The 13,550-nt window shown below is 36.1% G+C and carries 15 protein-coding genes; 9 read left to right on the forward strand and 6 right to left on the reverse strand.

The genetic code is table 11. From position 1 onward, the window contains the following. Positions 1 to 6 precede the first annotated feature (6 nt). The 3 genes from HNP38_RS01665 to gldG all read left to right on the forward strand — a co-directional run bounded on the left by HNP38_RS01665 (position 7) and on the right by gldG (position 3,061). Entirely contained in the window at positions 7 to 555 is a 549-nt protein-coding gene (locus HNP38_RS01665) for a CopD family protein (RefSeq protein ID WP_184183459.1), read from the forward strand. A gap of 102 nt (positions 556 to 657) precedes the next feature. Further along, positions 658 to 1,386, forward strand: a complete 729-nt coding sequence (locus tag HNP38_RS01670) for an ABC transporter permease subunit (RefSeq protein ID WP_184183462.1) — start codon at positions 658 to 660, stop codon at positions 1,384 to 1,386. 4 nt (positions 1,387 to 1,390) lie between these two features. After that, entirely contained in the window at positions 1,391 to 3,061 is a 1,671-nt protein-coding gene (gene gldG / locus HNP38_RS01675) for a gliding motility-associated ABC transporter substrate-binding protein GldG (protein ID WP_184183465.1), read from the forward strand. Between the two features lie 50 nt (positions 3,062 to 3,111). On the opposite strand, the gene HNP38_RS01680 is transcribed toward gldG, so the two are convergent. The 6 genes from HNP38_RS01680 to HNP38_RS01705 form a co-directional block, all read right to left on the reverse strand. Further along, complete coding sequence (locus HNP38_RS01680; RefSeq protein WP_184183468.1) at positions 3,112 to 3,657, reverse strand: hypothetical protein; 546 nt, start codon at positions 3,655 to 3,657, stop codon at positions 3,112 to 3,114. Between the two features lie 10 nt (positions 3,658 to 3,667). Next, complete coding sequence (locus HNP38_RS01685; RefSeq protein WP_184183471.1) at positions 3,668 to 4,849, reverse strand: ImmA/IrrE family metallo-endopeptidase; 1,182 nt, start codon at positions 4,847 to 4,849, stop codon at positions 3,668 to 3,670. A 685-nt stretch (positions 4,850 to 5,534) separates the two neighbouring features. Next, a complete protein-coding gene (locus HNP38_RS01690) occupies positions 5,535 to 5,891 on the reverse strand; it encodes a helix-turn-helix domain-containing protein (protein ID WP_184183474.1) in 357 nt (118 codons plus the stop codon). A 488-nt stretch (positions 5,892 to 6,379) separates the two neighbouring features. Beyond that, positions 6,380 to 6,805, reverse strand: a complete 426-nt coding sequence (locus tag HNP38_RS01695) for a DUF1801 domain-containing protein (RefSeq protein ID WP_184183477.1) — start codon at positions 6,803 to 6,805, stop codon at positions 6,380 to 6,382. Between the two features lie 240 nt (positions 6,806 to 7,045). Continuing rightward, on the reverse strand, positions 7,046 to 7,693 hold the full coding sequence (locus tag HNP38_RS01700) for a hypothetical protein (RefSeq protein ID WP_184183480.1): 648 nt from the start codon (positions 7,691 to 7,693) through the stop codon (positions 7,046 to 7,048). 38 nt (positions 7,694 to 7,731) lie between these two features. Next, positions 7,732 to 8,160, reverse strand: coding sequence for a DUF4268 domain-containing protein (locus tag HNP38_RS01705; protein ID WP_184183483.1), 429 nt, complete (start codon positions 8,158 to 8,160; stop codon positions 7,732 to 7,734). A 546-nt stretch (positions 8,161 to 8,706) separates the two neighbouring features. Between HNP38_RS01705 and HNP38_RS01710 the strand changes: the two genes are divergently transcribed. The 6 genes from HNP38_RS01710 to HNP38_RS01735 all read left to right on the forward strand — a co-directional run bounded on the left by HNP38_RS01710 (position 8,707) and on the right by HNP38_RS01735 (position 13,450). Continuing rightward, entirely contained in the window at positions 8,707 to 9,114 is a 408-nt protein-coding gene (locus HNP38_RS01710) for an RrF2 family transcriptional regulator (RefSeq protein WP_184183486.1), read from the forward strand. 88 nt (positions 9,115 to 9,202) lie between these two features. Further along, on the forward strand, positions 9,203 to 9,892 hold the full coding sequence (locus HNP38_RS01715) for a phosphoadenylyl-sulfate reductase (RefSeq protein WP_184183489.1): 690 nt from the start codon (positions 9,203 to 9,205) through the stop codon (positions 9,890 to 9,892). Positions 9,893 to 9,922: 30 nt separating this feature from the next. Further along, positions 9,923 to 10,831 carry a sulfate adenylyltransferase subunit CysD gene (cysD, locus tag HNP38_RS01720; RefSeq protein ID WP_184183492.1) on the forward strand — a complete coding sequence of 303 codons (909 nt, stop codon included), beginning with the start codon at positions 9,923 to 9,925 and terminating at the stop codon, positions 10,829 to 10,831. Between the two features lie 110 nt (positions 10,832 to 10,941). Further along, entirely contained in the window at positions 10,942 to 12,183 is a 1,242-nt protein-coding gene (locus tag HNP38_RS01725) for a sulfate adenylyltransferase subunit 1 (protein WP_184183495.1), read from the forward strand. Position 12,184: 1 nt separating this feature from the next. Continuing rightward, the gene (locus HNP38_RS01730; protein ID WP_184183498.1) at positions 12,185 to 13,072 is read left to right on the forward strand and encodes a sulfite exporter TauE/SafE family protein; all 888 of its coding nucleotides are present in this window, start codon (positions 12,185 to 12,187) and stop codon (positions 13,070 to 13,072) included. Between the two features lie 87 nt (positions 13,073 to 13,159). Continuing rightward, the gene (locus HNP38_RS01735) at positions 13,160 to 13,450 is read left to right on the forward strand and encodes a putative quinol monooxygenase (protein ID WP_184183501.1); all 291 of its coding nucleotides are present in this window, start codon (positions 13,160 to 13,162) and stop codon (positions 13,448 to 13,450) included. Positions 13,451 to 13,550 lie beyond the last annotated feature (100 nt).

The raw sequence follows: 13,550 nt of genomic DNA on the forward strand, positions 1-13,550 counted from the left end.
TTCCGAATGCTTTACACCATAATAAAAGCTTTACATATCATTTTCATGGTAAGCTATTTTGCGGGAATTTTCTATCTCGTAAGAATTTTCGTTTACTATAAAGATACTGATGAATTTCCGGAGGAAAAAAAGAATATTCTGAGAGAGCAGTATATCTTCATGGCCGGAAGGCTGTGGAATATCATTACGGTTCCGGCGGGTGTCATCATGACGGTATGCGGTCTCATCCTGATCTTTCTGAATACAGGCCTGATGAAAACCCCGTGGTTCCACTTGAAGCTTACTTTCCTGATCGGTCTGGCAATATACCATTACTGGTGCTGGAAAAAAGTAGGGCAGCTGAAAAAACTGAACGGAAATACTCTTGAAGTAGCCAATATAAAACTGAGGCAGGCTAATGAGATAGCCACTTTCATCTTATTCTTGGTCGTATTCACGGTGATCTTAAAATCTGCGGTGATTGAGTACTGGTGGCAATTAATCGCAGGATTTTTCGTTCTAGTATTTTTGATCATGATAACGGTAAAACTGGTAAATAAAAAAAGAAATAAATAAAAAGTTATAAGTTATGGGTTAAAAGTTATAAGTTGGTTGTACAACAATCAACGGGTAACAGAAAACTCATAATTCATCACTTAAAACTCATAACTAAAAAACATGTTTGCAATTTTTAAAAAAGAACTTTGGAGCTACTTCGGAAACTGGAGCGCATGGATCATTATGGCGGCCTTCAGTCTGATTGCGGCTCTCTTTTTGTTTTTTTTCGAGAACGATTCCAATATTTTTGAGATCGGGATGGCTTCCTTACAGAGCTATTTTGTTTTGGTTCCGTGGCTGCTGATGTTCATTATTCCGGCACTTTCCATGAAGACTTTTGCGGAGGAGCAACAGACAGGAACATTGAACTGGCTGTTTTCCCAACCTTTAAAGATCTCCGATCTGGTAGTGGGAAAATTCCTTTCTGTGTGGACGGTGGGCATTCTGTGTCTTATTCCGTCTCTGGTGTATTTGTACACCGTGTATGTATTGGGAGTTCCTGCCGGGAATGTTGACCTGGGAATGACGTTCGGAAGCTATATCGGTTTAATTATTCTTATTGCAGCCTTTGCCGGAGTCGGGATTCTGGCTTCTTCGCTTTCCCAAAACCAGATCATGGCTTATTTACTTGGAGTTTTCATGTGTTTCATCATGTACTTCGGAATCGAGCAGCTGGCGAGCTATAAATTATTAGGCGGGGCAGATTTTATTTTGCAGAATATCGGTTTTTACCAGCATTTCTTAGCTTTCACACGGGGACTTGTTGATTTTAAGGATGTGGCCTACTTTGTTTTGATTATAGGTGTTTCGTTAGTATTGTCCAATCATTTTATCCAAAAAAAGAAGTAAGATCATGAAGAAGATACCATTCAGATCACCGTTGGGAATTTTACTGTTTGTGGTACTGCCTTTGGCGGTTATCCTGTATATTTCGGGAATACGGCTGGATCTTACGAAAGAAAAAAGATATACGCTTTCAGACAATACCGTTAAAGTATTGAAATCCGTTAAAAAGCCTTTGACTGTTGAGGTTTTCCTGGAAGGTGACTTTCCGGCAAGCTTCAAGCAGCTTCAGGGTGAAACCAGATTTATGCTGGAAGAATTCAGGAAGATCAATCCTAAGATAGATTTTAAGTTCATTGATCCCATCAAGACCAAGATGTCTCAGGACACCCTGATGGCAATGGGAATGCAGCCTTCCGTGCTTCCTGATGTAAAAGACGGGAAGGTTTCGCAGATTGTGCTGTTTCCTTATGCAGTGATCAAGTATGACAAAAAAGGGGTTTCCATTCCTTTGGTGGTGCAGCAGACCGGGATAGATGCAGACCAGCAGCTTACCAGATCTATTGAAAATTTAGAGTACAACCTGGTTTCCAATATAAAAAACGTAGCGACGGATAAAAGGAAAAAGATTGGCGTTCTGGTGAATCAGGATGAGCTAAGCCCGGGTGAGTTCCAGGGATTTATGCAGCTGGCACTGGAAAATTATGATGCAGGGCCTGTTATTCCTAAAAACCAGACGGAGCTTACCGTAGCTGATGTTCCTATGCTGAAGCAGATGAGTGCTCTGGTGATCGCAAAACCAAGAAAGGCCTTTACAGATGGCGAAAAAGTGATCCTTGACCAGTATATTATGAACGGCGGAAGGACCCTATGGATGATTGATGCCGTAAATGCCGAAATGGATACCCTGATGAGGTCCCAGAAAGTAATGCCTTTTCCTGTAGATCTTAATATGACGGATTTCTTTTTCAATTACGGGATCAGGATCAATCCTGCACTGGTAAAGGATGTAAAGAAATTTGCTCTGCTGAGGCTGGTAACGGGTGAAGTAAGCGGAAATCCACAATATACAAGCCTCCCGTGGCCTTATTTCCCGCTTGGAATTGCTGAAAAAGACCATCCGGTCACCAAAAACATCAATCCTGTAAAATTTGAATTCCCTACGTCTATTGATACCTTAGGCGGAAGAAAAAATATCAAGACCCATGTCCTTTTTGAATCCAGCGAAAGAACCTTATTAAAACAGGTTCCTAATTATGTTGATCTAAAGGAGATCTCAAGTGTAGACAGCCTCGGGCAAATGGAAAAGCCAAGCACTCCGAAGATCTATGCGGTGGCTTTGGAAGGTAAATTCAATTCTGCCTATGCTTCAAGGATCGAGAGAAAATCTTATCCGGGCTTTAAGGCTTCAAGCCCTGAAAATAAAATGATCGTGATCGCGGACGGGGATGTAGGAAGAAATAAAGTATTGAAAGGGGAACCGCTTCCTTTAGGCGTTGATCTTCTCACCAATGAGCAGTTCGGAAACGAGCAGTTTTTAAGAAATGCATTGGATTATCTGCTGGACGACAGCAACCTGATGAAACTGAGAAACCGGAATATTGAAGAACGGCTTCTGGACCGCCAGAGAATTACCGAAGAAAAGAGCAACTGGCAATGGTTCAATTTGCTGCTTCCTTTAGCGGTGATATGTATTTTGGGAGGATTGTTCTTCTGGCTGAGGAAGAGAAAGTTTGGATAAATAAAAAGAGAAACCGGAAGGTTTCTCTTTTTTAATATTAATCTATATTATTATTTTGCACTAAGTGCTAACATTGCATTTGCAACACTCAAAGTACTTTTATCATATTGTTCATGGCCATAATTATGTTTTTCATTTAAGTCATAAAATGCCTTATATAAATCGAAAGGATTTTGAGATTCTCCTACCCATTTAATTATAATCTCTAAAATCTCATTCATAACGGGTTGATAAGTCATTCTTCCATCAGATTTTCTTATCCCATTATTATCGGATTTCTTTTTTCCTAGATTGAGAAATACATTTTTTTCATCATAAATAATATCTCGAAGTTGTTTGAATTCTTTACCTTTAGGCAAAAAGTCTATTAATAATCTTTGAATACCATTATAATATAATTGATATTTTTCTTCTGGATTTTCAAATTCTTTACTTATAAGTTGTTTTAGTTCATCAAATTCTTCTAAATTTCCTGTTTCTGAATTTAGAGTTAATTGTCTACCTATTTTTTCATTAGCTTTTTGTAAAAGTTCTAATCTTTCCATATCTACTTCAGAAAGATCTTCTTGTTTCTTTATACGTTTTTGATTTGCCATAATATTTTGGTTAATTTAATTCTAATACTAATTTAATTTTTTCACTTGCTTCTTTAATACTTGCCTCATTCCATGTTATAGGGTTTAATTTTGAAATTGCACTATTATAGTCGGGGTAAAACTCCTTAAATGCAGCGTAGTAATTTTTCGAATATAATTCTTTCTGATACCATATGAAGAATGAATAAACTATTGATGGATGTATTTCTATCTCATTTGCAAACTTTGAAACCAAATAAGGGTTATTTATATATTTTTTTATATAATGAAATTTTTCTTCCGACATAAAAAAACTTCTGGCAAATTCGTTTGCTTTATCTTCTATTAAAAAAAGGTCATTGTCATCTGATAAGTGGTAACTACTTTTTTGTATTGTTTCAAAATCGAAAAGAACATGATTTAATTCATGTAATAGCGTAAACCATAGAGTAGGATAATTTTTATTAAAATCTGTAATAACTATACAAGGCTTGTCATTAATTATAAATGTAGCACCTCTGACCTGTGTTGTAGTTAAATAATTTTGAAAAATTACTGTTATGCCAATATTATATAATGCTCTACAAACAGTAAGCAAACCATTATTTACATCTTGACTATAAGGTTTTATTTTCACAATTAAATCTTTTAAATGTTCTCGATTATAATTGTTAGGATTATTTATTATGCGAAAAGTCTGATATGCAGATTTTATCCAAAAATCCTTCATTTTATCAGAATGATTTTTCTTAACTCTACTATATAATGGTTCGTCTAATTGTTGTTCGAATTCACCTATAGATGCATAACCAAAATAATTTAAAACCTTATCAACAAGATTTTCTGTATTAAAATTAGAGGCAAAGAAACCCAATTTCGTCAGCGACTTTACATCAAAATTCTTAACTATAAAAGTTGCTTTTCTAGCATTATCTATTGAAGTAATATTTTCTAAACTTTGATTTTTTAAAACAACATTAATAAAGCTATTAACTTCAATATCTAAAAATTCAGCAATTTTAACAATATGTATTAAGTTAGGTTGTTTTGCCGTCCCATTAAGTATTTCCTCAAAAACATCTTTATCAATGTTAAGAAGTTTAAGTGCATTCGTCTTTTTTAAATTATATTCTAACAATTTTTGCTCAAAAACCTCTCTTATATTAATTTCAGGATCTGTGAAAATTGAATTTAATAAGCGCTCTATACTCATAATTTTAAAAATAAAGGGTGAATTCCCTTACAAAAATAGTTAAAATATATAATAAAAACAATTTTGAGGGTAATTACCCTCAAAATTGTTTCTGTATATTATGCTTTAATGTCAATAAAAAAAGAAACCGTAAGGTTTCTCTTATTTTTAGTTGACAGCTAATCTATTTGGTATCCATGACTGTCTTTTTATTGCGCCACCTATTTATTAGGTAGAAGATCGTCATAAAAATCAGGCAAGCTAATATATGAAAAATCACCTGTGTTTTGCAGTTATCATTAGAGATACCCGTCATTATGAGGTATGATATGATACTCGAAAAAGCACCAACTATAAATCCGGTAATACTCAAAAACACTCCGGTTATAATCAACATGATTTTGCTTTTAATTCTACTATAATCGGACATTATTATCCAGAAAATTGAGCTTAGTATACAAATGGATTCAACTCTTATAAAATATCCGTTGTCTTTACCATAATAAAATCTTAAATCATGAGAACAAATACGGTTACTTAGATACCAAATAATAATCCCGGCTACAACTAAAAAAAGTGAAAGAATTATTCGCCTGACCATTTGGTGTGAGTCTATTGTTTATAAAATTACTACTGACGTGCGGATTGATGCATAGCCGCCAATCCAGCCTGCGTTTTTTAATGTTGTAAAGATTTTATTAAATATTTATTTAACTTTCAACCTCACATTCTCCTCTTTCAAAGCCTCAATCTTCTCCTCCAAAATTTTAATATAGTTTTGCAGGTTTGCTACAATAGAATCAGGAATACTGTGATATTGATTAAAGTTGCCGGAATTGTCATGGAAAATAGGATTATTATTGATAACATTTGTCGGTCTTTCCTCCTTTATCTCTTCCACCGGAACATCCAAAGCAGCAGCCAGTTTCTCCCATTCATCGTCATATATCCTTACTTCATCGTTTTCTTTTCGGGAATAGTTGGAGACATCTGTTGAGATGATCTTAGACATATATTCCTGGGTGTATCCTCTTTGTTTTCTTAGATTTCTTAACTTTTCCATATACGATTTTATCTGTGCTTTGTACAAATATAGACAAAAATGGGGCAAAATTTTTAAATCCGCATTATAATAAAAGGAAAAAGCTTTCGTAACGCAAAGAAAAATAGTCTTGTGGTCATTTAAGATGAGCAAAGATCTTTAATCAATTTTATTGATTTTCCGAAGCTAGCTTTATAAGCGACTTCGTCGCCATTCTTTGCCTTCTTAAATACAGCGTTAGAATTATAAAAACTTTGCGGTTTAAAAACAAAGATTTTTAATTCCGATCCCTAAAAGAGTCAACAAAGATACTTTTAGTAATAAATTATACATAAAAAGTATCTCGCGATATATAAAAAGAATCAAAGAATAAGCTTTTAGTATCAATTAAGATATAAAAAGTATCACACGATATATAAAAAGAGTCAAAGAAGATATCTTTAGGATCAACTTAGATATAAAATGTATCTCAGGAAATATAAAAAGAGTCAATAGAAATACTTTTGGAATTATAGTTCTTGCTCAGCACCATATCGTATGACCTCTCCAAGTACTTCAATATTAATATCTTTAAGCGCTTTGAACTTAATGCAATACCCGGTCACACTTGCTTTTCCTATTCTTTCCCCATACGTTTGGGACAGGTACTTTTTATCTTTGATACCCATGATATAGACGGAAATTCCGGTGGTGTTGGCACTCATCCCGATCCGGTAAAGGTCTCTGGTTTTTCCATCAGCATACTGCATAGTATAGGAGCCATAACCTATATTGGGATTAGAAACAGTTTTATTTTCACTGTCTTTACCATCGAGGAACCATAATTCGCATTCCGGCATGAGCTGCAGGATGATGTCGTGAAGTTCCTGCATATCATTTCGTTTTGGCTCCGGCTGACTGGCAATATATTCCTTGATCTGTTCCTGTGTGTTCATATAAAGTTTGGTTTTTATAATGGATGAAAAAAATTTTAGCGCAAAGAAAAATATTTGATACTGTTTAAAGTTCGCAAAGGTTTCTCATCAATAAATTGATTTTCTGAAGCCAGCTTCATCAGTGCATTAGCTTTGTCATTCCGTAGGAATCTAAATCATTACTCAAGATTCTTCATGAACTATATTCGAAGACCTTCAAAGATGGCATTGCAATAAACTACAAGAGAAATGACCTTTTTATTATTGTTCATTCACTATATTAAATATTGCTCTATAGGAACCAATGTTTTTCAAATATATCATATCTTCTTCTGTCAGCTCATTTGTTACCAATGCTATATCTTCCCATGCTTTTCCGTCCTGTTGTTTAAATGCAAGTTCAATGGATTCAATTTTTGGCTTTTTATTTAATCCCAACATTGTCAGATCCATATACTGGCCTTGTTTAATTTCTCCTTCTGTTATTTCACCCAAAATAAAAAACTTTCTTCCAGTTAATTGAAAACAGCTGTTAAGTTTAAATTGGGCAACCACTATGCTGTGCCAATTATATGTACAATATATACATTGTCTTGCATAGTGTGTCCTTGCCAGTTTATTACATTTTGGACAGGTATTGAAGAATATTTTGTCATGATCTTGGCTTAAAATTCTATTAGCCACAAGCAGTTCAAAATTTTCATAGCCACCTTTAAGTAATTCCAAAACTGTTTGGTCAGAATTTAGCCAGCCTCTTTTTTTGTAGATTTTTTCAAGATTTTTTGTGTTGATGTTTGGTGAGTATTCAAGCTTGTAGAGTGATGATGAGTATTTAATAGCCATTTTCTCATCACTCGTTAATAGGTGGGAGAAATAGTTGATGATATATCGGACTGTTTCTTTATCCATGAAGCTGATTATTTTTTAAATTATTGGTTAATGAACCATTATACATCCTTTATAAAATCCTCATACTCATAATAAAACCTCTCAAAGCCATCCATTTTCTCCACAAAAATCTCAAAAATCTCCTGCCATGTATTCTTATTGAAAATAGAAACTCCATGCTTTTCTATCCAGATCCTGCTAATGACTTTGCCGTTTTCCAGCTCAAAATATTCCTCTTTCTGGAAATCCCCGATAAAGTCTTTCAGGATATCCTCCAGAGACCATATCTTTTCATAATAAGCATTCCGAAAGATCTCATCCTTCATTTCTATATCCAGGGAAACTTCCGCCTTTTTGTTATCTGCATAAAACTTAAAAGAAAAATCCCTTACCTTCGTATCATACAAGATCCATTTTCTCGGAAAAGACTTCCCGAAAGCCGTCCAAAACTCTTTTTTTAACTGCTGTGCTTCCTGTTTGCTGAACATAAAACAAACTTAATGATTTAAAGGTGAAATAGCAAAACTGTAAAATTGCGAAATCGTTAAAGAGTAAAATCGCTAATTTGTCTTTTCTCTACTGCCTTTTAATATTTTTACCAGTTCTATATAGAGATTCTTTATTCCACTTCTGACCTACATTCGCTTATATTCAGAAAGACAAATTTGAAAACTATAAAACTTGAAAAAATGCGTAATCTGCACAATCAGCGGGAGCAAGAAAATGAATTATGATCAAGGCTCTTACAAAACAGTTTTTAAAATATTTTAATAAGAGTAAATAATTAACCTCTAATTTCATGTTTTTCACATAAATTTTGTCATTCCGTAGGAATCTCGACTATCCTTCAAGATCTTTCGCCCTGCTCAAGATGGCAATTTCGAAAATTGTAAAGTCTTAGAATTATTCATCTGGCACATTCCTCAAAAATCTGCATAATCTGTACAATCCACGGGAGCTAAATAATCATTAATCCTTTTGCGATTAATTTTTCAGTATCTCAGATTTCAAACAATTTTAGTATTTTTGCTGTAATGCTGTCGAAAAAATCTCAATATGCCTTTAAAGCACTTTCATACCTTGTAGAAAAAAGGAATGAAGGTCCTATCCTTATTTCCGAAATTGCAGAATACAAAAAAATTCCTTTAAAATTTTTAGAAAATATTCTGCTTGAGCTTAAAAAAGCAGATATCCTCGACAGTAAAAAAGGAAAGGGTGGCGGATACTTCTTTAAAGAAAACCCCGAAAATGTGAAACTGGCAAAAATCATCCGGCTTGTGAACGGGCCAATCGCGCTTCTCCCATGTGTAAGCCTGAATTTCTATGAAAAATGTCAAGATTGCAACGAAGATCATTGTGGTCTTCATGATGTATTGATCGAGGTTCGGGATGCTTCCTTAAATATTCTGGAGAAAAAAACTTTGCTGGATTTGATCGACTGATCGAAATCCTTTTTTTTGAATTATTAGTCTACTTGTTTGGTAGGATAATATTTTTATTAGATATTTGCAGTACTTCAAACGGATAATTATGATCTCAAAAGAAGATGCAGATATATTGAAACAACTTTCAGCAGAGGATGGGCTGAAACTGATCTCTTCAAAATTCCCTGAAGGAATTGTTTTTTCCACATCACTTGGCCAGGAAGACCAGGTGATCACGGATATGATCTTTACTAAACGGTTGCCGGTAAAAGTTTTCACATTGGATACAGGAAGGCTTTTTTATGAACATTATGAACTGCTTTCCAGGAACAATTCAAGATATAAGATCAAAACCGAAGTATATTTCCCGGAAGTTGCTGACGTAGAGAAATATGTGAATGAAAAAGGGATCAATGCCTTTTACCATTCCGTAGAGAACAGGAAAGAATGCTGCCGTATCCGGAAAGTAAAACCATTGAATCGTGCATTGGAACACGCAAAAGTATGGATCACGGGTCTTCGTGCAGAACAGTCTGAAAACCGTGAAAATATGCCTGTAATAGAGTGGGACGAAAGCAGGCAGCTATATAAATACAATCCTTTGATTCACTGGACCTATCAGGATGTCCTGGATTATCTTGAACACAATAAAGTTCAGGAATTGTCCCTGCATAAAAGAGGATTCATCAGTGTAGGCTGCCAACCCTGTACAAGGGCAACCGAAAAAGGCGAAAATCCAAGAGCAGGACGCTGGTGGTGGGAAAACTCACATAAAGAATGCGGTCTGCATACTTAAACTAATCAATAAACCTTTCAAGTAATTATAATGAGTACCTATAAATTAGACTATCTGGAACAGTTAGAGGCGGAAAGCATTTACATTATGCGTGAAGTGGCTGCCCAGTTTGAAAAACCTGCATTGCTTTTCAGCGGCGGGAAGGATTCCATTACATTGGTTCATCTGGCTAAAAAAGCATTTGCGCCGATGAAGATCCCTTTTCCTTTGGTACATATTGATACCGGGCACAATTTCCCGGAAGCATTGCAATTCAGGGATGATCTTGCAGAAAGCATAGGTGCAGAACTGGTCGTAAGAAAAGTAGAAGACACGATCAGGGAAAAGAATTTAACGGAGCCTAAAGGTAAGTTCGCTTCCCGGAACTGGCTCCAAACCCATACTTTATTGGATACTATTGAGGAATTCAAGTTTGATGCTTGTATTGGTGGGGCCAGAAGGGATGAGGAAAAAGCAAGGGCGAAGGAACGTTTTTTCTCCGTGCGTGACGAGTTCGGGCAATGGGATCCCAAGTTACAGCGTCCCGAATTATGGAATATTTATAACGGAAAAATCAGCAAAGGGGAAAATGTGAGAGTTTTTCCCATATCCAACTGGACGGAACTGGATGTCTGGAATTACATCCGGAAAGAGAATATTCAGCTTCCTTCCATTTATTTTGCTCATGACAGGGATGTTATTGAGTATGACGGGCAGCTGATCGCCGTATCGGATTTTATTCAGATCGATGAAAATGATAGGATCATCAACAAAAAAGTGCGCTACAGAACTGTCGGGGATATGACCTGTACCGCAGCAGTTGAGAGCCCGGCAGAAACACTGGACGAAGTAGTGAATGAAATTACTGCTTCCAGGATCTCCGAACGCGGAGAAACCCGGATTGATGATAAAGTTACCGAAGCCGCAATGGAAGACAGAAAAAAAGGAGGCTACTTTTAATAAGTAATAAGCAATGAGTAATGATTAATAAGGAATCATTTGAAAGTATAATATATTACTCATTACCTATCACTCATTACTCATAATTTATAATTCATAACTAAAATAAGGTGGACATATTAAGATTCATAACAGCAGGAAGCGTAGACGACGGTAAAAGCACCCTCATTGGGAGGCTTTTATATGACAGTAAAAATATACTGATCGATCAGCTTGAAGCATTGGAGAAACAATCCAAAAATAAAAATGAGGACGGGATAGACCTTGCCATTTTAACCGACGGACTAAGGGCTGAAAGAGAACAGGGAATTACCATTGATGTAGCCTACAGGTATTTTTCAACACCGAAAAGAAAATTCATTATCGCTGATGCTCCGGGACATATCCAATACACCCGGAATATGATCACGGGAGCGTCCAATTCCCAACTGATCATTATCCTTATCGATGCACGGCAGGGCGTTATTGAACAGACGAGAAGGCATTCTATCATAGCCTCACTGCTGAAAATGAAAAATGTGGTGGTGGCAGTCAACAAAATGGATCTGGTAAATCATTCCGAAGAGATCTTTAACGATATCAGAGCACAATATCAGTTGGTTGCTCAGAAATTGGGACTGGAAAATGTAAATTATTTCCCGATCTCTGCTTTTCATGGTGACAATATTGTAGAGGTATCCGGGAATATGCCGTGGTACGAAGGTCCGGCACTTTTGGACTTTTTGGAAAATGTTAAGATCAATGATGCTGAAAATGTTAATAGTTCCAGATTTCAGGTCCAGTATGTTATACGTCCACAGACCGATGAGCTGCACGATTACAGGGGATATGCGGGCGAAGTGATTTCAGGGGTTTATAAAACAGGAGATGACGTTACCGTACTTCCACAGAACATTCGGACGAAAATTTCAAAAATAGAGACCGGCGGAAAAGAAGTTGATCTTGTTTTTGCCAATCAGCCTGCCGTACTGCATGTTGAAGATGATGTAGATATTAGCCGCGGAGATTTTTTAGTACAGACCGATCAGCTCCCGAAGGTAGAAAATGAAATAGAAGCCATAGTCTGCTGGCTGGATAAAAAAGAACTGAATGAAGGTAATAAATATTTCATTCAGCATAAAAGTAAGGTCTTAAAAGCTATTGTGAAAGAAATTGATTATAAAATTGACGTTAATACCTTAGAAAAAGCTCCGGTTTCCGAAAGCATAAAGCTTAATGAAGTAGTAAAGCTTAGACTGAAAACTTCCTCACCTTTGGTTTTTGACAGTTTTGATGAAAGCAGTGTTATGGGAAATGCCGTTTTAATTGATGAGACGAGCAATTCTACTGTGGGAGCTATAATGATTATATAGTATGGTGATCTCCAGAAAAATCCAGATAAGGCTCAATGTATTCTTTATAACTGTTGCCATCTTATTGACGGTAGTCCTGTCAATGTATGAGCTTGGCTATCTGGATGAGCTTTTGACCATTTTAGCGAAAGACGATCATATTTTCTACTGGATGCTTCTGGTAGGTTTTTTAGCTGAGATTGTAGCCGGATCCATGGGAATGGGATATGGGGTGATCTGTACCACCACACTTTTGTTCCTGAATATCCCGCCGCATATTGTAAGTGCAAGCATTCATTCTGCGGAAAGCTTTACTACGGCAGCAGGCAGTATAAGTCATATCAGGCTTAAAAATGTAAGCAAAAGCCTGGTGAAAAAACTGGCTATTCCGGCTATTATTGGTGCGATTATTGGAGCTTTATGTCTTACCTATGTGGGAGAATATTACGCAAAAGCCACAAAAGCCATTATTGCTGTTTATACTTTATATTTGGGAATCCAGATCTTGTCCAATGCATTTAAGAAAAAACAGGACAGGTCACTCAAACGAAAAACAAATTTAACGAGGTTAGGAGTGATTGGAGGATTTATAGATTCATTTGCCGGAGGAGGATGGGGCCCGCTGGTGACCGGGACTCTGATCAAAAATTCTTTTACTCCTAGATTTGCCGTGGGAAGCTCCACTGTTGCTAAATTTATTCTTACCATTACTGCGGCTATTACTTTTATTTTCACTCTGGGGATTCAGCACTGGAATATCATTCTCGGCCTTTTGATAGGGGGAATCATTACCGCTCCGTTTTCTGCCATGCTTACGGCGAAGCTGCCCGTAAAAAATATGTTCCTGATCATTGGGATCCTGGTGATTGCCATGAGCTGCATAACCATTTATAAATCAGTTTTCAATTAAAAATCTTCATGTATTGTGGAAAACTTAAGAACGTAAAAAGAATTTCGGCAGTGAAAATATTTTACTTTTACACCCTAAAAACGAAACATGAATTTACATATCATTGCGCTTTTTAAGTTTAATGAAAACTATCTGATGGAAGCGGTTGAACTTTTTCAGAATCTGGTAAAGGAAACAAGAAAAGAAGAAGGATGCCTTCAGTATGATCTCATAGAAGATAAAGACAATAAAGGAACATTTTTCCTGATCGAATTATGGGAAAGTGTAGACCATCATAACAGACATATCGGGCAGGACCACCTTTTAAATTTCCGTAGGGATGCCTCCAGAATGATGGAAAACACTACCGAGGTTTATAAAGGATTTAAAATATATTAATATAGAGCCCCCGGACGGGCGATTTATTAAAGAATAGGGTAAAAGCCTATTAGACAATTTACCATGCAAAAGGCAGTTTCACTATTCCGAAACTGCCTTT

Origin of the sequence: Chryseobacterium defluvii (genome assembly GCF_014204415.1) — a bacterium.
GTDB classification, from domain to species: Bacteria; Bacteroidota; Bacteroidia; order Flavobacteriales; family Weeksellaceae; genus Chryseobacterium; species Chryseobacterium defluvii_A.

Excerpts from the sequence above, each read along its gene's own strand:
- HNP38_RS01665 (WP_184183459.1), top strand. The coding sequence starts at position 7 with ATGCTTTACACCATAATAAAAGCTTTACATATCATTTTCATGGTAAGC.
- HNP38_RS01670 (WP_184183462.1), top strand. The coding sequence starts at position 658 with ATGTTTGCAATTTTTAAAAAAGAACTTTGGAGCTACTTCGGAAACTGG.
- gldG (WP_184183465.1), top strand. The coding sequence starts at position 1,391 with ATGAAGAAGATACCATTCAGATCACCGTTGGGAATTTTACTGTTTGTG.
- HNP38_RS01680 (WP_184183468.1), bottom strand. The coding sequence starts at position 3,657 with ATGGCAAATCAAAAACGTATAAAGAAACAAGAAGATCTTTCTGAAGTA.
- HNP38_RS01685 (WP_184183471.1), bottom strand. The coding sequence starts at position 4,849 with ATGAGTATAGAGCGCTTATTAAATTCAATTTTCACAGATCCTGAAATT.
- HNP38_RS01690 (WP_184183474.1), bottom strand. The coding sequence starts at position 5,891 with ATGGAAAAGTTAAGAAATCTAAGAAAACAAAGAGGATACACCCAGGAA.
- HNP38_RS01695 (WP_184183477.1), bottom strand. The coding sequence starts at position 6,805 with ATGAACACACAGGAACAGATCAAGGAATATATTGCCAGTCAGCCGGAG.
- HNP38_RS01700 (WP_184183480.1), bottom strand. The coding sequence starts at position 7,693 with ATGGATAAAGAAACAGTCCGATATATCATCAACTATTTCTCCCACCTA.
- HNP38_RS01705 (WP_184183483.1), bottom strand. The coding sequence starts at position 8,160 with ATGTTCAGCAAACAGGAAGCACAGCAGTTAAAAAAAGAGTTTTGGACG.
- HNP38_RS01710 (WP_184183486.1), top strand. The coding sequence starts at position 8,707 with ATGCTGTCGAAAAAATCTCAATATGCCTTTAAAGCACTTTCATACCTT.
- HNP38_RS01715 (WP_184183489.1), top strand. The coding sequence starts at position 9,203 with ATGATCTCAAAAGAAGATGCAGATATATTGAAACAACTTTCAGCAGAG.
- cysD (WP_184183492.1), top strand. The coding sequence starts at position 9,923 with ATGAGTACCTATAAATTAGACTATCTGGAACAGTTAGAGGCGGAAAGC.
- HNP38_RS01730 (WP_184183498.1), top strand. The coding sequence starts at position 12,185 with ATGGTGATCTCCAGAAAAATCCAGATAAGGCTCAATGTATTCTTTATA.
- HNP38_RS01735 (WP_184183501.1), top strand. The coding sequence starts at position 13,160 with ATGAATTTACATATCATTGCGCTTTTTAAGTTTAATGAAAACTATCTG.